20 protein-coding genes and 2 riboswitches are annotated in these 19,529 nt (G+C 42.9%); of the genes, 15 read left to right on the forward strand and 5 right to left on the reverse strand.

Going from position 1 to position 19,529, the window contains the following annotated elements; all coding sequences use genetic code 11:
- The first annotated feature begins 112 nt into the window (after positions 1-112).
- From ACSR9O_RS06345 to ACSR9O_RS06360, 4 genes are all read left to right on the forward strand, one after another.
- Positions 113-1,285, forward strand: a complete 1,173-nt coding sequence (locus ACSR9O_RS06345; protein WP_491724152.1) for an acyl-CoA dehydrogenase family protein — start codon at positions 113-115, stop codon at positions 1,283-1,285.
- Between the two features lie 26 nt (positions 1,286-1,311).
- On the forward strand, positions 1,312-2,886 hold the full coding sequence (locus ACSR9O_RS06350) for a class I adenylate-forming enzyme family protein (RefSeq protein ID WP_230176412.1): 1,575 nt from the start codon (positions 1,312-1,314) through the stop codon (positions 2,884-2,886).
- A 387-nt stretch (positions 2,887-3,273) separates the two neighbouring features.
- Entirely contained in the window at positions 3,274-4,701 is a 1,428-nt protein-coding gene (locus tag ACSR9O_RS06355) for an alanine/glycine:cation symporter family protein (protein WP_260357486.1), read from the forward strand.
- Positions 4,702-4,881: 180 nt separating this feature from the next.
- Positions 4,882-5,100 (forward strand): YozQ family protein, encoded by a 219-nt coding sequence (locus ACSR9O_RS06360; RefSeq protein WP_137018441.1) that lies wholly within the window; start codon positions 4,882-4,884, stop codon positions 5,098-5,100.
- Between the two features lie 100 nt (positions 5,101-5,200).
- Here ACSR9O_RS06360 and ACSR9O_RS06365 read toward each other — a convergent pair whose 3' ends face one another.
- The 5 genes from ACSR9O_RS06365 to ACSR9O_RS06385 form a co-directional block, all read right to left on the reverse strand.
- The gene (locus ACSR9O_RS06365) at positions 5,201-6,046 is read right to left on the reverse strand and encodes an energy-coupling factor ABC transporter ATP-binding protein (RefSeq protein ID WP_491724153.1); all 846 of its coding nucleotides are present in this window, start codon (positions 6,044-6,046) and stop codon (positions 5,201-5,203) included.
- Between the two features lie 18 nt (positions 6,047-6,064).
- Positions 6,065-6,844 (reverse strand): cobalt ECF transporter T component CbiQ, encoded by a 780-nt coding sequence (gene cbiQ / locus ACSR9O_RS06370; protein WP_491724154.1) that lies wholly within the window; start codon positions 6,842-6,844, stop codon positions 6,065-6,067.
- Positions 6,831-7,142, reverse strand: coding sequence for an energy-coupling factor ABC transporter substrate-binding protein (locus tag ACSR9O_RS06375; protein WP_101221871.1), 312 nt, complete (start codon positions 7,140-7,142; stop codon positions 6,831-6,833). Before ACSR9O_RS06375 ends, cbiQ begins: the two co-directional genes overlap by 14 nt.
- A 1-nt stretch (position 7,143) precedes the next feature.
- Positions 7,144-7,887: an energy-coupling factor ABC transporter permease gene (locus ACSR9O_RS06380; protein WP_491724155.1), complete on the reverse strand. Its 744-nt coding sequence runs from the start codon at positions 7,885-7,887 to the stop codon at positions 7,144-7,146.
- Positions 7,888-7,921: 34 nt separating this feature from the next.
- A complete protein-coding gene (locus tag ACSR9O_RS06385; RefSeq protein WP_157830965.1) occupies positions 7,922-8,080 on the reverse strand; it encodes a hypothetical protein in 159 nt (52 codons plus the stop codon).
- A riboswitch (cobalamin riboswitch) is annotated at positions 8,064-8,259 on the reverse strand. Its footprint overlaps the gene before it by 17 nt.
- Positions 8,260-8,461: 202 nt before the next feature.
- A riboswitch (cobalamin riboswitch) is annotated at positions 8,462-8,651 on the forward strand.
- Between the two features lie 152 nt (positions 8,652-8,803).
- Here ACSR9O_RS06385 and ACSR9O_RS06390 point away from each other — a divergent pair.
- From ACSR9O_RS06390 to ACSR9O_RS06440, 11 genes are read left to right on the forward strand one after another with little or no spacing between them, the layout of a single operon-like run.
- Positions 8,804-9,172 (forward strand): (2Fe-2S) ferredoxin domain-containing protein, encoded by a 369-nt coding sequence (locus ACSR9O_RS06390; protein WP_101221872.1) that lies wholly within the window; start codon positions 8,804-8,806, stop codon positions 9,170-9,172.
- A gap of 14 nt (positions 9,173-9,186) precedes the next feature.
- Positions 9,187-10,824, forward strand: coding sequence for a precorrin-3B C(17)-methyltransferase (cobJ, locus tag ACSR9O_RS06395; RefSeq protein WP_101221873.1), 1,638 nt, complete (start codon positions 9,187-9,189; stop codon positions 10,822-10,824).
- Between the two features lie 18 nt (positions 10,825-10,842).
- A complete protein-coding gene (locus tag ACSR9O_RS06400; protein ID WP_491724156.1) occupies positions 10,843-11,757 on the forward strand; it encodes a sirohydrochlorin chelatase in 915 nt (304 codons plus the stop codon).
- The gene (gene cobK / locus ACSR9O_RS06405) at positions 11,754-12,524 is read left to right on the forward strand and encodes a precorrin-6A reductase (protein ID WP_427572666.1); all 771 of its coding nucleotides are present in this window, start codon (positions 11,754-11,756) and stop codon (positions 12,522-12,524) included. The genes ACSR9O_RS06400 and cobK overlap by 4 nt, the downstream gene beginning before the upstream one ends.
- A 12-nt stretch (positions 12,525-12,536) precedes the next feature.
- Positions 12,537-13,184: a precorrin-8X methylmutase gene (locus tag ACSR9O_RS06410; RefSeq protein ID WP_034312499.1), complete on the forward strand. Its 648-nt coding sequence runs from the start codon at positions 12,537-12,539 to the stop codon at positions 13,182-13,184.
- Between the two features lie 5 nt (positions 13,185-13,189).
- Positions 13,190-14,323, forward strand: a complete 1,134-nt coding sequence (locus tag ACSR9O_RS06415; protein ID WP_101221876.1) for a cobalt-precorrin-5B (C(1))-methyltransferase — start codon at positions 13,190-13,192, stop codon at positions 14,321-14,323.
- Complete coding sequence (gene cbiE / locus ACSR9O_RS06420) at positions 14,298-15,500, forward strand: precorrin-6y C5,15-methyltransferase (decarboxylating) subunit CbiE (RefSeq protein ID WP_491725451.1); 1,203 nt, start codon at positions 14,298-14,300, stop codon at positions 15,498-15,500. Before ACSR9O_RS06415 ends, cbiE begins: the two co-directional genes overlap by 26 nt.
- Complete coding sequence (gene cobI / locus ACSR9O_RS06425; protein ID WP_230176406.1) at positions 15,493-16,200, forward strand: precorrin-2 C(20)-methyltransferase; 708 nt, start codon at positions 15,493-15,495, stop codon at positions 16,198-16,200. Before cbiE ends, cobI begins: the two co-directional genes overlap by 8 nt.
- Positions 16,197-16,973, forward strand: a complete 777-nt coding sequence (cobM, locus tag ACSR9O_RS06430) for a precorrin-4 C(11)-methyltransferase (RefSeq protein ID WP_137018453.1) — start codon at positions 16,197-16,199, stop codon at positions 16,971-16,973. The genes cobI and cobM overlap by 4 nt, the downstream gene beginning before the upstream one ends.
- Positions 16,970-18,094 carry a cobalt-precorrin 5A hydrolase gene (locus tag ACSR9O_RS06435; protein WP_101221878.1) on the forward strand — a complete coding sequence of 375 codons (1,125 nt, stop codon included), beginning with the start codon at positions 16,970-16,972 and terminating at the stop codon, positions 18,092-18,094. The genes cobM and ACSR9O_RS06435 overlap by 4 nt, the downstream gene beginning before the upstream one ends.
- A 14-nt stretch (positions 18,095-18,108) precedes the next feature.
- Positions 18,109-19,500, forward strand: a complete 1,392-nt coding sequence (locus tag ACSR9O_RS06440) for a cobyrinic acid a,c-diamide synthase CobB (RefSeq protein WP_434169447.1) — start codon at positions 18,109-18,111, stop codon at positions 19,498-19,500.
- The last annotated feature ends 29 nt before the right edge of the window (positions 19,501-19,529 follow it).

The raw sequence follows: 19,529 nt of genomic DNA on the forward strand, positions 1-19,529 counted from the left end.
TTATATCATATATCCTTATTTTACTTAAATATTATTTACATTTAAAATTAATGTTATAACATTTTAAACATTTAAAAAATTCAACGAAAATAAAAATCGAAAGGGGAAACTTATGGTAACGACCCAGGAAGAGAAATTAGAGGTACTACAAACAAAGTTGCAGGATTTCATCCAAAATGAATTGCTTCCATATGAACAGGAGCATGGATTGAACGCTGAAGAGGATATCCCGATGGAAGCGATACAATGGGCAAGGAAACGATCCAGAGAATTGGGGTTTTATGGTATTAACCTCCCTGAAACATATGGCGGACAAGATGTTAGTTTAAAAGGCTTATGCATGTTCAAGGAAGAATTGGCCCGTTCCGGAGCGGTTTTATGGGGGCAGGTTATCGGCGAGATTGGCGGGCCGCTAAGAATTGGCCAGATGTTGGAAAGTTTTACACCTGAGCAAATAGAAAATTATGTGATGCCCGTTGTGACGGGAGATGCGAGCTGCTGCTTTGCCCTTACAGAACCAAATGCTGGATCAGATGCCTTCGCTATCGAAACAACAGCCGTTAAAGACGGAAATGATTATATATTAAATGGAAAGAAACATTTTATCAGTGCGGCCCCCTATGCTGATTTCGCCATTGTCATAGCGAAAGAATCCGGGAAAGGAGAAAAAGAAAGAATCACTGCTTTCCTAGTTGATAAAAAAACATCCCAACATCCGGGGTTTGAACTAGGAGACATTCAAGTTCCCCTATCAGGAGAACGCATACATGCTGAATTGAATTTCAATCAATGTCGAGTGCCTGCCGCCAATATAATCGGAGAACCAGGAAAAGGTTTGCTGCTCGGATTGAAAAGAATAAACACAAATCGCGCTTCCCATGCCGCCGGCTTTATCGGAATGGCCCAACACCTTCTCGATTTATCTATTGAACATGCCAAAACGCGAGTCCAACATGGCCGGCCCATCGGTGACTTCCAGGCAATTCAGCATATGCTCGCAGATATGGCGACGGAAATCTACGCAGCAAGGTGCATGGTCTATGATGTGGTTGGAAAAATTGATCAAGGAAAAGAGGATCGAGCCGGCACGTCCATGGCTAAGCTGTTTGCTTCAGAAGTAAATTGCCGTGTGGCTGACAAGGCTGTCCAAATCTTTGGCTCCAAAGGCTTGGTAAAAGGGCATCCAGTAGAAAAAATGTACAGGAGTGCACGGATGTACCGTATTCTGAGCGGAACCTCAGAAATTCAAAAAAATACAATTGCCAAAGCATTATTAAAAGGGTAAAACCTTTTTCGGGGGAGGAAATATACATGCTGCATAAGTTGACATTTCAGTCACTGTTGAATAAAGGAATGAAACGATTCGGCGAACTGCCGGCTATTACCTTGTTGCCAGCCGGGGAAACGATAACCTACGACGAGTTATGGAAGAAAACAGAACTTATCACATCTTATCTACTTCGTTTAGGTGCAGGAAGGGGTGTCCGCATAGCGACCATCATTCCAAACAGTTTAGAAAGTGTGATGTTTGGTTTGGCCATCCAGCAATGTGGAGCAACCTTGGTGCCATTAAGTGAAAAACTGGGGAAAAGAGAAATACAATTCATTTTAAAGGAAGCAAAACCAGAAGTGGTCATAATAGCTACACAGACACACTTTGACACCTTCTTTGAGTATTTGGAAGAAATGAAGAAGGAAGATGTCCATGTTATTGGGCTCCCAGGCTTTCATATTAATTATCCGGAGGAGTTTGAACTGTTTAAATGGCCCGGCGAAATAAATAATCTAGACTTGCCATTAGCTGAAGAGGAAGACATTGCCCTTCTGTCATATACAGGCGGGACAACGGGTACACCCAAAGGCGTCATGCATTCCCAGAAAGGACTCGGCGCCGCCATACTTTCTGCAGCTATCGAAGACCCGCTGGATGACCGTGACCGGGTATTGCTAAGTACGCCCATTGTGCATTCAGCCGGTTCATTACTTTGGAGATCCCTTGTTTCGGGCGTCCATGTCTATGTGATGGGTTCATTCGACGCTGCAGCTTTCATACAGGCGATAAAGGAACATGAAATCACGACGACATTCATGGTACCGACCATGTTATACAGGCTCCTTGACCAGACAAAGAAGATGGAATATGATATGAGCTCCATGCGTAATATCTTTTACGGCGCGTCACCAATTTCTCAAAAGCGCCTTAAAGAAGCTTTTGAAGTATTCGGGCCTATCATGCGCCAGCAATACGGCATGACTGAGTGCAATATTGTCATTGCCAGACTATCGAAGAGCGCTCATGTATGGGCTTATCATAACAATTCGGAAATTCTGAAAAGCTGTGGGAAACCGTGCATTCTTACCGAAGTTCGACTGATTGATGAAGATGGAAATGATGTAAAACCAACCGAGCTTGGAGAAATTATCGTAAAATCACCAGCCATGATGGTAGGCTATTATCAAAGACCGGATCTTACCCAAGAATACATCCGTGATGGCTGGTTCTACACGGGGGATATTGGTAAATGGGATGAAAGCGGTTACCTTTATATTGTGGATAGGAAGAAAGATATGATCATTACGGGCGGGATGAACGTATATTCTTCAGAAGTTGAGCGAGTGGTGAACCAGCACCCTTCTGTTGCATTAAGCGCTTGCATAGGCGTTCCCCATCCAGATTGGGGAGAAGTAGTGTGTGTCGTGATAGCATTGCGAGAAGGATCGAACTGTACTAGTGAGGAATTAATTGATTTCTGCAAACAAAGAACCTCTAAGTATATGGTTCCTAAAATAGCCTATTTTCTTGATAAGTTCCCTTTAACGCCGATTGGAAAAATAGATAAAAAAGAATTAAGAAAGATGTTTTCACAAGGAATACCATCCATCTAGCAAAATTGAGACTTATAGCAAATTTAAGCTAGAGCAGAGGAATGCAAAAAAAAGCCTCGCACGTTAACCTGGGATCAGGACGTGTGAGGCTTTTTTTTGCTATATCCAAGATGTGTTTGGAATATGAATGGAATTAACGTTGCAGTGAATGTTAAATGAATAGAGGATAAAGATTATTATCTAAAGGAAATGATACTGAAATATCAATTCATGAATGAAAAAAATAGAGGGTTAGGATATAATATATTATTGTATTGGAGATTCATTGTGGAATTTCCTTTTTTTTACGGGCTTCTTTTGTTTATCTTCTCGATGCACGGGGAAATAAATTATAGTTGTATATGTTTTTATAATAATAATCAAAGTTAAGTAGAGGGGTTTGTTTTAATGGAATTCTTAGAAAAATTTATTAGTGAGGCTAATGGTGTGTTATGGTCTTCCATATTGATCATCATGTTGGTTGGATTGGGTCTTTATTTTAGCATCCGCACGAAGTTTGTCCAATTCAGAATGGTAGGGGAAATGTTCAGGCTTTTGGGAGAAGGTGCCACTGCGGATAAAAAAGGTGTAACATCCTTTCAGGCATTTTGCATAAGCACGGCATCGAGGGTAGGAACGGGTAACCTTGCAGGTGTTGCCATCGCGATCACGACGGGCGGACCTGGAGCCGTTTTCTGGATGTGGTTAATAGCACTGATCGGATCTGCTTCCGCATTCATTGAAAGTACACTTGCTCAAATCTATAAGGTCAAGGATGGGGATGCATTCCGCGGAGGTCCTGCGTATTATATGGAAAAAGCATTGAATGCCCGTTGGATGGGAATCACTTTCGCTGTGTTGATTTCGCTTACATTTGGACTAGCTTTCAACTCGGTACAAGCCAATACGATTACGAGCGCATTCAATGAATCGTTTGGGATTGAAAAGTGGGTTACGGCAATCATCTTGGCTATGGTCACGGCTGTCATCATTTTTGGCGGGATCAAAATGGTTGCAAAAGTCTCTGAAGTCATCGTTCCGATCATGGCAGGAGCCTATGTAATAGTGGCGTTGATTATCATCATCATGAACATTACCGAGTTACCTGGTGTTTTTGCTTTGATCTTTGAAAGTGCATTTGATGGAATAAAAGAAGTGGCTGGCGGAGTACTGGGAGCTGCCATGATGCAGGGAATCAAGCGCGGCCTATTTTCAAATGAAGCCGGGATGGGTAGTGCACCAAATGCTGGTGCCACGGCTGACGTCAGTCATCCCGTCAAGCAAGGTCTCATTCAGTCTCTAGGTGTTTTTGTCGATACGCTCATCATTTGCAGCTCGACAGCCTTCATCATTCTGTTTTCAGGTCTTTATACTTCTAAGGAAACGGATGGTATCGTCCTAACCCAAAATGCCCTCGGAACGGCATTGGGATCTTGGGCGGGTATTTTCCTTGCCATTATCGTACTGCTATTCGCCTTTAGTTCGATTGTTGGCAACTATTATTATGGAGAGTCGAACATCGGCTTCATCAATGAAAATAAGGTTTGGCTGAATGTCTATCGTATCGCAGTCGTAGGGATGGTGATATTCGGTTCGCTTGCATCACTGGATTTTGTTTGGGGACTGGCTGACTTGCTGATGGCCCTTATGGCCATTATCAACCTGATCGCCATAGCTTTACTTGGAAAGATTGCTTTTGCTGCACTGGCGGATTATCAAAAGCAAAAGAAAAGTGGGAAAAATCCAGTCTTCCATGTGAACAATATTGAAGGTTTGAAGAATGTGGAATGCTGGGGTGACCCATCCGATAATGTGGATGTGAAGAAGGAGGCATAAGCTCTCAGTAAGCTTACATGTTAAGTCCCTGAAAGGGGATTTTACTTGTAAGCTTTTTCTTTGCCTTTTTCCTCCTTTTTTAACATTATTGAATATTGCTTCGTTTTTTACACAAAATACCTTTGACTTTAATACTGTTGTCAAAATGTTTGGACATTTTAAAAAATAGGAGTGAATAAAATGGATAGCAAGCAATCAAAAAATGAATCTTCAGAAGTTGCCGGAAGAATATATGATGTCAGCGATTATAAACGGGAAGATCCTTTATCCTCTGGACTGGCCAGAACCCACGAACAAGTCTCGGATACTTATGCGGAAGGCGAAATAAAGGCAGTCATTGATGATGTAAACGGAAGAGATATTGAAATTGCAAAAGAAAGATCTAAAGAAGAAAGGTAATAAAATTTGTTTTTTTAGGAACAAGAATTATCGCCTGCTATTTTTTAGATATCGGTTTGATCCCCTAGCTTCTGATGAAGCAAGAGCTAGGGGAAATTAATTAATAAATTCTTTCTGTCTCCAACTTTTGAAGCAATTCTTCCTTCGTTCTTGGGAAAAGGTCCCTTTCTGCAGGGTTCCTTGATTGAAGAAGGGCTTGAAACATTTCAAATACCCACGGTTTCTCCAGATGTGCCTGCAGCAAAACGTCTTCTTCATGGAAAACTGAAATAGGGTTCCCTTGATATATGACCTTACCATCGTTCATGACAACAACTTCATCAGCCCATTGATAAGCTAAATTAACATCATGAGTTGATAGGATAATCGTTTTGTCAGGGTGGTGGATACTGTCCAGCAGAGCCATGATCTGTCTTGAGAAATAAGGATCCAATCCAGCGGTAGGTTCGTCCAAGAGCCAGACATCGGGCTCCATGGCGAGTATCCCTGCAATGGCGACACGTTTTTTTTGCCCAAGGCTCAAAAAATGGGTAGGTCTGTCTTTCAGTTCCGTTACTTCCGTTTGGGCCATTGCCCAATTTACTTTCTCTTGAACCTTAATTCTATCCCATCCTAAATTCATCGGTCCAAACGATATATCCTGTTGTACATTAGCGGAAAAGAGCTGAGAGTCGGGATCTTGAAAAACGATCCCGACTTGCTTTCGTAATGATAATAATGATTTACGGTCATATTTCATTTTTTTGCCCTTAAATCTGATTGTTCCTGCTGTAGGTTGTAAAAGACCATTTAAATGGAGGAATAAAGTCGATTTGCCGGCACCATTATTGCCTAATAATGCAATCTTTTTACCCTGTTGAATCGTTAGCGACAGATCGTTTAAAGCGAACGTTCCATCTGCGAATTGATGGGTGAGGCCTTCTATATGAAAAATATGCTCGTCCATTGTTGGGTTGCCTCCAATTTACAAATATCCATTAATAAAGATTAAGCTTCCTAATATTACTATCGCGATCAGCCAATTGCGTGAGGAATAGGTGTAAGTATCCTCGAGATAGAAAAGGTTCTCCTGATAGCCTCTTGCGTTCATGGCCATCGTCAATTGTCCAGAGCGCTGCAATACTCCTAAAAATAAAGACGAGATTAGTAATCCGAGAGATCGTATGCCTTTCCTTAATGAAACATACCCTAGCCGTGAAGCTTGTGCTTGATGAATGGCCAAAGCTGTATCTAAAAAAATAAAGATGAAGCGATAGGTCAATTCTATTAAATCAATCAATAAGGAAGGCACTTTAAGTTTTCGCAACACGGATAGGATGACGGTAATGGGTGTAGTTAAGGTAAGGAAATATAAACAGCTGATACTGCCGAATACAACAGTGATCAAATTGGACACTGTACCGACGCTGTCATCGCTGATGAATATTTGCCAGTTCCCGACCTTCCAGGACCACCACCATATATTCGATATCGAAGTAAATTCGCTTGTGAAAGAAAAAAGGATGGTAATTGTTCCAGATAGTATAAAAAATCCTGGCAATAGAAGTAATTTCAGATAATAGGAAAGCGGGATTTTTGCCGCAAAAATGATTAAAGCGCTCATCACCGTAAAAGTGATGAGCGAAACGGTCATATCCCTTACCGTTAACGAAAACAGCAAAAGGGAAAGTGCAAAAACCATCTTTTCCAACGGATGAACATCCTTTAGCCCATTGAAATAGGCATATTTATCAATGAGTAACATGCTTCGATTTTTCTGTCAATTCTTGTTTGGTTTGCTTATTCCTTTGTCTCATCACGCCAATGAAGTATCCAATGAAACCGGCTCCGATTGCAGCTTGAAGCGCAAATAATAAGCTTTCGGTTTCTGCACCTGGCGGCTCCCATATACTGTTGAACCATGGCTTGTATTCCGGATGGATCTTAGTGATGGCTTCCTCAGCTTCGCCGTCGGCACCGCCAAATTCCGTTCCTTGTTGGGTGATTAACGGTATGGTTGCAAGAATGACAACCAGGAAAAGCAGCAGTAGACTTTTTTTCATATTAACGGGCCTCCTTAGAAAAAACTCGCAGCAATTTCAATTCACCTAGATTGTATTTTTTCAAGAAATTCATTACGACGACTGTCAATAACCCCTCACTGATGGCCAAGGGAATTTGGGTCAGGGCAAAAATACCTGCAAATTTACTGAAAGAGGCCATGAACCCTCCTACCTCGGAAGGAAAAGCAAGAGCAAGTTGAAAGGAAGTGACCACATAGGTTCCTAAATCTCCAAAAGCAGCTGCCAAGAAAACGGCAAGTGAAAAAGACCACCCCAATTTAGTTGCGCCCTTGAAGACAAAGTAAGCAATGAACGGTCCGCAAACGGCCATGGAAAATGCATTGGCCCCTAATGTCGTCAATCCTCCGTGGGCCAGTAAAACAGCTTGAAATAACAGAACGATGGAGCCAACGACACTCATGGCCAATGGTCCGAATAATATGGAACCCAAACCAACTCCGGTAGGGTGTGAAGAACTTCCCGTAACGGAAGGAATCTTTAGGGCCGATAAAATAAATACAAATGCGCCCGATAGGCCAAGTATCATTTTTGTTTCTGGATTTTCCCTAACTTTGGACCTAATGGACCGGTAACCCAAGATTAAAAATGGAAACGTCACGGCCCACCAGAATATAGCCCATTCAATGGGTAAAAAGCCCTCCATGATATGCATGGCCATTGCCCGGTTCGGGATAAAAAGCAATAAGATGACAAAATAAATAATTTTCCAATTGGTTCTTTTCATTCTTTCTCCTTTCAATACTTTTAAATTTTTCTGATCAATCTTGAGAAGAAAAGCGGCGCCCAACATAAAAAGCACTTCTCTCAAAGGAAAGAAGTGCGTAATGAACAGGAATTTTGCAGCATGAAGCAATCATGGGCCATTCTGCCTGATCCGCACGCCCATCCTCGTAGGCTGAAACAGTTTCACGTTTCATGGCAGGTCTCCTGGCTTTGGTTCATCATCCCATTACATCCTTCCCATCTCATTTGACAGTGGATTAAAGTTAAAGTAATAGGACTTCCCTTTACAGTGGCGGGACCGCTCCGGATTTTCACCGGCTTCCCTTTTAAGTTGAATTCCGAGAAATTCAACACCATAAAACTTATGTAATTATTTTGAAAATTCTCGTATAGTGTACCATAAAGAAATAATTTCAGCTACACTATCTTTTTTTTTCGGGACGGATTTTGTTGCAAGGAAAGGATTTTAACTGGTTTTACACTATTAAACTTTTCTAAACAGTCGGAATAAACTATTGAATTTTGATAAAGTTGTTATATGATAGATTAAGTTAGTTAGAAATGTATAATAAAACCAAATATTTCATTTTAAAAGTGCCCTTGTGTGAATAAGCAAGGGATAATAGGGAAATCGGTGAAAATCCGATGCAGCCCCCGCTACTGTAAACGCTGATGAAATTGTCGATAGCCACTGGCATGATGCCGGGAAGGGACAAAGTAAAATGAAGCGTAAGCCAGGAAACCTGCTTTTAAAATTGCATGATACTTTTCGGAGGGAAAGGTAGAAGGACTATGACGATTTTGGAAGGATTTGGCATGTTTGCCTTTGGCTTCTCATTCATATAGTTTTTTTAAAACCTTGACTCTAATGTTAAGGTTTTTTATTTTGCCTTTTCCCTGAACTCAGGAGGAAGAAGATGACTACTTGGAACTTGATGGGTACAAATACGCATCTGTTGATTTGTAATGGGAGCAGCTGCATGAAAAAGGGCGGGGAAGAAGTAACCCAAGCGATTCGCGATGAAATTACTTCAAAGGGACTTGATTTGAAAATCCATACAACCAGGACACGCTGTAACGGAAGATGTAAGGATGCCTGCGTTGTGATTGCCTATCCCCAAGGAAACTGGTATCGAGTGGAAACGCCTGAATTCGGTCGGCAAATCGTCAGTAATATCGATGATGGTGAATTTGTTCCACAGATGATCTATCAATTCAATGATGGGGAAATGACCCCTAATCCAGATTTTCCTGCTCATACGGGTATTTCAAAGAACAAAGCGTAAAAGGAGATGTCTTAATGAGTACAAACGGTAAATTATTCGTCGTGGGCTTTGGGCCCGGGAATTTTGAACACATTACCAAACGTGCCGTCGAAGCCCTTCAAGAAAGTGACTACATCATTGGTTATAAAACTTATGTTGAACTCATTCAGGGATTGCTTACAGATCAAACGATCATTAGTACGGGGATGACTGAAGAAGTATCACGTGCACAGGAAGCAGTGAAACAAGCGGAGCTGGGAAAGAAAGTGGCGGTGATTTCCAGTGGGGATGCCGGAGTTTACGGGATGGCAGGGTTGGTTTATGAAGTATTGATTGAGAAAGGCTGGAAAGAAGAAACTGGAGTGGGCATTGAAGTCATTCCTGGCATTTCTGCAATCAACTCATGTGCGTCTTTACTCGGGGCACCAGTCATGCACGATTCGTGTACGATCAGCCTCAGTGATCATTTAACTCCTTGGGAACTGATCGCTAAAAGGGTTGAAGCAGCTGCAATGGCAGACTTTGTCATTGCACTTTATAATCCGCGCAGCGGCAGGCGGACCCGGCAAATTGTTGAAACACAGAAAATTCTCCTTCGCTACCGCTCGCCGGATACACCTGTCGGGTTGGTGAAAAGTGCTTATCGCGATAGGCAGGATATTGTCATAACCAATTTGCAGGATATGTTAAATCACGATATTGGAATGTTGACCACCGTCATTATCGGTAATTCATCCACCTTTTTATATGATGACAAAATCATCACACCAAGAGGCTATCAGAGAAAATATACTTTGAATTCGGAAAAGCAAACATTGAAGCCGCATCAGCGACTGCAAAAAGAAGCGGAACCGTGGGCATTAGATCAAGAGGCCTTAACCGAGTCCGCTGGAGGAGTTGGATTACTTACAAAAGCACCAGAAAAGAAGCCAGCTTCCTTTGAAATGGCAATGGAGGCCCTGTCAAGAGTCAAGGGTCAAACCGTTAAGCAATCCATTCAGCCGATTGTTCAGCAAAAAATGGAGTCGGTATTCGAACTTGCCGTTAGTCCAGGTGTGGCGAATAAACAATTCACTCCCAAACAAATGATGACACTTGCGGAAGTTGTTGGGGAAAAGGGAACGATGGAATACACGCCAAATCATAAAATCGTCTTAAAGATTCCGACAACGGATCCGGAAGTCATAACGGGGAAATTGCAATCAGCAAACTTTCTTTTGTCGCCGATTGGAGATGTACTGACATTAAAAGCCTGTGATTTCTGTGATGGTGAAAAAGCGGAATCCATTCCTTATGCGGACGAAATACACCGGGTGCTTGGCGGAATGAAAATGCCCAAGGAACTGAACATCGGTTTTAATGGGTGTGGGATGGCTTGTTATAGTGCTGTGATGGATGACATCGGGATTGTCTTCCGAAAAGGGAAGTTCGACTTATTTCTTGGAGCTAAACCGGTTGGAAGAACAGCCCATCCGGGTCAGCCGGTGGCGGAAGGCATTGAACCGGAACAGCTTGTTGAACTGATTACGGACATTGTCGGGGAGTATAAGCAAAATGCCCATCCAAATGAGCGGCTTTTTAAATACTTCAAACGTTCGAAAAAGATACAGAATTTTTCTTATCAGGACATCGCTCCCAAAATAAACATAGAGCCTGCGCCTTGTGAAGACTAATCAAGAGGGGGAAAGTAAATGAAAGCAGTTTTGTTCGTAGGACACGGAAGCCGGTTGGCTTCGGGAAATGAAGAAGTCCGTCATTTTATTAAGAATATGATTCCGGCAATGGACGAGCGTTTCATGGTGGAAACGTGCTTCTTGGAATTTGCGGCACCGAATATATCCGAAGGAATTGATAATTGTGTAAAACGAGGGGCTACTGAAGTTATCGTCATACCGATCATTTTGTTGCATGCAGGACATTCGAAATTACATATCCCAGCTGAAATAGAGGATGGGAAAACCAAGTATCCAGAAGTGAAATTCACATATGGCCAAACGATCGGGGTCCACCATGATGTATTGACGATCCTGACAGACCGTCTTGAGGAAGCGGGATTCGATACGACCTCTGAACATTCTGAGACAGCGATATTGCTAATTGGCCGAGGTGGCAGTGATGCTGATGCAAATAGTGATATATATAAAATTTCACGATTATTATGGGAAAAATTAAGCGTTAAATGGGTCGAAACAGCCTTCATGGGTGTAACGGACCCTCACGTTGATGAAGGTATTGAACGATGCATCCGATTAGGGGCAAAAAAAATAGTGATGCTGCCATATTTCCTCTTCACTGGGGTGTTGATGGAAAGAATGGAGGATATGCTGAAAGGCTATCAAGAGCAATATCATGATCGAGAATTCATTTTGGCAAAGTATTTTGGATATCATCCAACCTTACAGAACATTCTGCAAGAACGAGTAATCGAAGCCAGTGAAGGAAGGTCAAGCGGGGCGCGTGATTTGGAAAACTATCGTAAACATGTCGAGGAACATGGACATGCTCACCATCATCACCATCACGACCACGATCACGACCATGATCACCATCACGACCATGATACTCACCACGATCATGATGGGCAAGCGGTGGGGTCATCAAAATGATTTTGTTCTTGGCGGGTACAAGTGATGCAAGGGAATTAGCGATTGAGATGCAGCAGGCGGGGTTCAAGGTTTTGGCAACTGTTGTAACCGAATCGGCGGCTAAGAGTTTGCAAGATTCAGGGATTTCCACCCGGATTGGTCGATTATCTGCAGAAGATATGACATCTTTAATCTCTGCAAAAGGTTTTCAGGCTGTAGTCGATGCAAGTCACCCATTTGCCGAAGAAGCATCCAAAAACGCCCTTATCGGAGCAAAGGCAGCAAATGTTCCTTATATTCGTTATGAGCGTGAAAGTCAACGGTTTCAGAATGATAAATTGATAGTTGTCCGTGATTATGAGGAAGCTGCCAAGCTTGCCGCTGCAAAACGGGGAGTCATCATGCTCACGACCGGAAGTAAAACACTATCCGTGTTCGCAAAAGAATTGGTAGGGCTCGAGAATACCAGAGTCATAGCAAGAATGCTGCCACGCATGGACAATATGGAAAAATGTGCACAGTTGGGCATCGAACAAAAAAATATCGTTGCGATTCAAGGGCCGTTTTCCAAAGAATTGAATAAAGCTCTATATGAACAATATGGGGTCACATTGATGATAACGAAAGAAAGCGGCAAGGTCGGTGCGGTTGATGAGAAATTGGAAGCCGCGTTGGAATGTGGAATTGAGACAATCATGATATCTCGACCGGATGTTGACTATCAGAATGTTCATTCCAGTTTTGAACATGTCATTGCCGAGTTGAATAATCAGTTAAATGAAAAATAGGAGGAATGCAAGATGGATTTTAAAACGGATTTTAAACCACTAACGGTAGACCCTGACAAAATATATGATTATAGTTTTTCAATCATTGCTGAAGAAATGGGCAATCATGATTTTTCTGAAGATGAATGGAAGATCGTCCGCCGGGTCATTCATGCTTCAGCGGATTTTGAATTGGGAAGAAGTGTAATCATCCATCCAAATGCCATTCAAGCTGGTGTGGAAGCCATTCGCAAAGGCAGACATGTCATTGCGGATGTGCAAATGATCGAGAGCGGTACAGGCAAAAAACGATTTCAAAAACACGGCGGGGACGTTCATTGCTATATTTCGGATCCGGATGTGATGGTCGAGGCAAAACGTTTGAATACGACGAGGGCGATCATTTCGATGCAAAAAGCGGTAAAGGAAAATGAAGGGGGCATTTATGCGATTGGCAATGCACCTACCGCTTTACTAGAGCTCATTCGTCTTATTAAAGAGGGGATTGCAAAACCGGACTTAATCATTGGAATGCCTGTTGGATTTGTTTCTGCAGCAGAATCGAAAGAGGAACTGGCTAAGATCACAGAAGTGCCATTCATTACGAATATTGGCCGAAAAGGTGGAAGTACTGTCACTGTTGCAGCATTGAACGCGATTTCCCTTTTAGCTGATAGTTAAAAAACATGGAAAAGAAAGTGAAAAAAGACCCCTCACAAATGCGTCATGGATATACGACGGGAGCATGTTCGACAGCCGTGACCAAAGCTGCATTGACCGCTTTGATCACGGGGGATGCACTGGAGGAGGCAACCATTTCCTTGCCAATCGGCCGAGATGCCACTTTCACTATTGAGAAATATGAAATATCGGAAAATGCGGTTAGTGCAGAAACGATTAAAGATGCCGGAGATGATCCCGATGCCACACATTTGGCCCATATTATCTCTACTGTCAGCTGGTCGGATGCACCTGGGATTATATTGGATGGAGGGACCGGAGTTGGTCGTGTAACCAAACCTGGACTTCCCGTTCCAGTTGGAGAAGCGGCGATTAATCCTGTACCGCGCAAGATGATTTTAACCACTGTGCAACAAACACTGGAAGAATTTAAGATCAATAGAGGTGTGAAGGTCGTCATCTCCGTGCCAGCAGGTGAAGAAATAGCGAAAAAAACATTAAATGGCCGCTTGGGGATTGTAGGAGGAATTTCCATTTTGGGAACAAGGGGCACTGTCGTCCCTTTTTCCAGTTCCGCCTATATGGCAAGTATCGTCCAGGCTATCAGTGTCGCCAAAGCTAGCGGGTGTGAGCATCTTGTCTTAACGACTGGCGGGCGCAGTGAAAAGTATGCCATGGGCCTTCTCCAGGATTTACCTGAGGAAGCATTTATTGAAATGGGTGACTTTGTGGGCTTCTCACTTAAGCAATGTAAGAGGCAGGGAATTAAAAAGGTCTCACTGGTCGGCATGATGGGTAAATTCTCCAAAGTGGCCCAAGGTGTGATGATGGTGCATTCAAAAAGTGCCCCGGTCGACTTTGGTTTTCTATCGGAAATTGCCCAAAGCGTCGGAGCTGATGATGATCTTGTTCTTGAAATCAAGAATGCAAACACAGCGTCACAAGTCGGGGATATGATGTCAGCCATTAATAATTTTGACTTTTTTAATAAATTATGTGAATCCTGCTGTCACTCTGCCATTAACCAAGTGAAGGGTGGCATTGAAATGGAAACGGCGATTTATTCGTTGAAAGGACAATTATTGGGAAGGGCTGTTGGAATTGAGTCAATCGATGAAATTAATCGGGATAGGGGATAACGGTCAGGAAAGCTTACTGCCTCAATATGCCCAATGGATAGAAGAAAGTGAAGTGCTGGTCGGAGGTGAGCGGGTCTTATCCTTCTTTCCGAACTATTCTGGCAAAAAGATTATCATAAAGGGCGGTTTGAAAACAATTGTAGAACAACTGCAGGAGGAAACTCGCCCAACTGTGGTTTTAGCTTCCGGTGACCCAATGTTTTATGGAATGGGAGGTTATCTTTCCAGCAAAATCAACATGGAGGTTTACCCATATTTCAGTTCAATTCAGCTTGCTTTTGCAAAAATGGGGGAAAGCTGGCAAGATGCCTTCCTCGTTAGCATTCATGGACGCAGCATGAAAGGGCTGGCCCAAAGGATTGATGGGAAAGCGAAAGTTGCCTTGCTTACTGACAGCGAAAATAGCCCTAATCAGCTGGCTAAATATCTCCTTTCATTCGGAATGACGGAATACCGGGCATTTGTGGCTGAAAATCTTCAAGGGGAAACGGAAACATCAGGTTGGTATGAACTTGATGAAATGATGGAGCGGGAATTCTCCCCGTTGAACGTCGTCATTTTAAAACGGAAAACAGAAGGACCGAGTTGGTCATTAGGGATAGAAGATGAAGAATTTTCACTACGGAAGCCTGATAAAGGCCTCATTACCAAAAAGGAAATCCGGGTATTAAGCCTGCATGCATTGAAGCTAAAGAAAAACAGTATAGTTTGGGATGTTGGGACGTGTACGGGCTCAATGGCAATTGAAGCGGCCAAGCTTGCATCCGAAGGCCAAATTTTCGCAATTGAAAAAAATGAGCCTGATTTAGATAACTGTTATCAAAACCAACGTAAATTCCGTACCGATATAACGGCGATTCATGGTAAAGCCCCGCAGGGATTGGAAAATTTTCCTGATCCTGATGCGATCTTCATTGGCGGGACTGGCGGCGAAATGGGAGAGTTGATCAATACTTGCTGCAATCGGTTAAAAGAAGGCGGCAGGATCGTTCTGAATGCTGCGACGATTGAGAATCTTTACCGGGCTAATGAAGCATTTGCGGAAGCTGGTTTTCACACTTCCATCACGCATGCGCAAATCTCCAGAAGCAAGCCAATATTGGGAATGAACAGATTTGTACCGCTTAATCCGGTTTATATCATTACTGCACAACGAAAGGAAGACATGAATGAGTAATCTTGGTACATTATATGGCCTTGGCGTAGGCCCGGGCGATCCAGAGCTAATTACAGTAAAGGCATTTCGCGTGATTCAGGAATCTCCGGTCATTGCGTATCCCAAAAAAAGAAAAGGGAGTAAAAGCTACGCACATCGCATTGTTGAAGTTTACATTCGTCCTGAAGAAAAGGATATGCTGGGCCTTGTTTTTCCGATGACGAAAGATAAAGCCATTTTGGATCGGGAATGGAACGGAACGGTTGAAAAGGTTTGGCAAAAATTAAATGAAGGAAAAGATGTGGCTTTCGTAACGGAAGGCGATCCGCTTTTATATAGTACGTTCATACATATGATGAAATTGATGCAGGAGTTGCATCCCGAAGTCGAAATCAAGACAGTCCCGGGCATTTCTTCCTTTAATGGATCAGCGTCAAGGCTGGGCATCGCTTTGGCTGATGGTGATGATCATGTTGCGATAGTTCCTGCAAGGGATGACTATGAAGCGATGAAGAAGGCGATCGAAGACCATGATGCCGTTGTGTTCATCAAAGTGGCAAAGGTCATCGATTTAATGATTACCGTTTTAAAAGATTTGGACTTGCTTGAAAAGGCCTCGGTCGTAACCAAAGTCACTTCCGATGAAGAAGTGATTTGGAAAGTGAGTGAATTGGAAGGACTTGAACTAGAATACTTAACATTGATGGTGGTGAGAAAATGAAGATATATATTGTAGGTGCTGGCCCAGGTGACCCGGATTTGATTACTGTAAAAGGATTGAACATTCTCCAAACGGCTGATGTTATTTTATATACGGATTCATTAGTGAATGAAGAATTGATTGCTAAGGCAAAACCCGATGCCGAGGTGCTGAAAACGGCTGGAATGCATTTGGAGGAAATTGTTGGCATCATGGTTGAGCGTGTTAAAGAAGGAAAGATGGTTGCTAGAATTCATACTGGGGATCCTGCCATGTACGGTGCAATCATGGAACAAATTGTCCTATTGAAGAAAGAGGGTATCGGTTATGAGGTGATTCCTGGCGTGAGTTCGGTGTTCGCCTCAGCAGCGGCAATAGGAGCAGAGCTGACCATACCTGATTTAACCCAGACACTTATATTAACGAGGGCTGAAGGACGTACGCCTGTTCCGGAATTTGAGAAGTTACGTGATTTGGCAAGTCATCACTGTACGATTGCCCTTTTCTTGAGTGCGACCTTGACCAAAAAAATCGTTAAAGAACTCCAGGAAGCCGGTTGGAAGGATGATACACCGGTTGCAGTCATTCAAAGGGCAACATGGCCGGACCAAAAAATCGTCCGCACTACGCTAGTGAACTTAGATGATGATATGCGTCAAAATGGCATCCGCAAACATGCGATGATTTTGGCTGGATGGGCTTTGGACCCTGCCATCCATGATAAAGATGAATACCGTTCCAAACTATATGATGCGAGTTTTACCCACGGTTTCAGAAAAGGTGTTAAACCATGATCATTGAATTGAAAGAAGCGGAACTTGCTCCCATTAAACGGTCCCACACTTATGCGATCGTAGCGATTACAAAGCATGGTGTCGAGCTGGCGCGAAAATTACATACCGTTTTTTCGAATTCCGATCTATATTACATGAGCAAGTTTGAAAAAGGGGACGAAGAGCATAAACAGATCCAGCTTTTTTCGGGCAGTGTCCGTATGCTATTGCCAGCTTTATTCAAGGAATATAAGGGAATCATTTTAATTATTTCACTCGGGGCAGTCGTGAGGATGATTGCACCAATTTTGAAGGATAAGAAAACGGATCCAGGTGTCGTAGTCATTGATGATAAAGGGGAAAATGTTATCAGTGTACTGTCAGGGCATCTGGGAGGGGCAAATGAACTGACTAAGGAAGTTGCTGCAGCCCTTGATGCAAGAGCTATAATCACCACTGCTTCGGATGTACAAAAAACGATTCCTGTCGACTTATTCGGCCAGCGCTTCGGCTGGATTTGGGATTCCGCAGAAAAATTGACGCCAGTAAGTGCGTCCGTAGTAAATGAAGAGCATGTTGCCGTTGTACAGGAATCAGGTGAACGGAACTGGTGGTCTTATGATACGGCATTACCTGAACGAATTATCATATACCCATCCATTGAAGAAGCGCTTCAGGCAAAGCCGCAAGCAGCGCTGGTCGTGACTCACCGCATGCTTAAGCAGTCGGAAAAGAGAATCCTGGAAAATGGAATCGTATATCGTCCAAAGGTCATTGCTCTTGGTATCGGGTGCAATAGGGGAACGGCGGCGGCTGAAATTGAGCAGGTGATTGCAGAAACACTAGCCGATTTATCATTTTCATTAAAAAGCGTTAAGGCGATCTGTACAATTTCCTTAAAGAAAGACGAACTTGGCTTGATTGAAGTAGTTGAAAAATATGGCTGGGAATTCGTGCATTATGAACCGGAAGAGCTTAATCAAGCCAAAATCGAAGCGCCATCGGATACAGTATTTAAATACACGGGTGCATATGGTGTGAGTGAACCGGCTGTGAGGATCTATACTAAAGCTGAACAATTGGAGCTGGTTAAGAAAAAATCGGGGAACGTAACCATATCAGTTGGGATCATTCCTTTTTAAGAGGGAGAAAAAATATGAACGATAGAAGATTGGTAATTGCAGGTACCGGAAGCGGTGTCGGTAAAACGACATTGACCATCGGAATCATGGCAGCCCTCCAGAAGAAAGGCTATACCGTTCAAGGGTTCAAATGTGGTCCTGACTATATTGATCCTACTTATCATACAGCAGTTACAGGACGGGTTTCACGCAATCTTGACAGTTGGATGTTTGAACATGACACTGTTCGAGAAATTCTTAATAAAGCAGGTGCCGGGGCTGATATATCGATCATCGAAGGAGTCATGGGCTTCTTCGATGGCAAAAGTCCTTTAGCCAATACAGGATCGACGGCTGAAATCAGCATCATCACGCAAAGTCCTGTCCTGTTGGTAGTCAACTGTGCCAGCATGGCACGGAGTGCAGCTGCCATCGTAAAAGGATTTCAGGACTTTTCGACCGGCCCGAACATCATTGGGGTCATTGCCAATCAAGTGGGAAGTGCAGGTCATTACAAAATTGTCAAATCAGCCATTGAGCAAGAATGCGATGTACCGGTGCTCGGTTATATGAAGCGGGAATTGGATATTGATATTCCAAGCCGTCATTTAGGTTTAATTCCTGCTATTGAACGCGGGGAACTAAATCCGTTTTTCGATAAGCTCGCACAATTAGTCATGGAAACGATCGATATCGAGCAGTTGTACCGTTTGTCAAAGACAACCTCCGTTACCAGTGGAAACTCAAATATTTTTCAACCCAAAAATGAAAAGGACGTATGCATTGCCGTCGCAAAAGATGCAGCCTTCAATTTTTATTATCAGGAGAACCTTGAGCTGCTAGAAGCATATGGGGCGAACATCAAGTATTTTTCTCCATTAAAAGGGGATGAAGTACCATTGGATGCTGATGGTTTATATCTTGGAGGCGGTTTTCCTGAGGAATTTGCAGCTGAACTTTCCGGTAACGTGGAAGCTATCATATCCATCAGAAGCTCCATTGAAAAGGGGATGCCGACTCTTGCGGAATGTGGCGGTTTCATGTTTTTGAGCAAATCGATTGAAACAACTTCCGGAGAAACGCATCAGATGGCAGGAATGATACCGGGCCGGATTAAAATGCAGAAAAAGCTTGCAGCACTTGGGTATCGTGAAATCACAGGAACTCCAGGCAATTTTTTGATCAATGAAATGGAGCAGGCAAAAGGTCATGAATTCCACTACTCGACATTTGAAGCGGATGCTGATCTTACACATGCTTATGAATCCAAAGGCAGATTCGGTTCGAAACAAGAGGGGTGTGTATTGGGCAACCTTGTTGCGGGGTATACCCACTTTCATTTTGCTTCCAATCCAACACTTGCAAAGAACTGGATCAATGCTTGCTTAAAACAAAAAAACAGATCTGCCCATGAAACTATCAACTAGTAAAATGTATTTTTTGAAGCTTAAGAGGA

Source organism: Peribacillus sp. B65 (assembly GCF_058513295.1).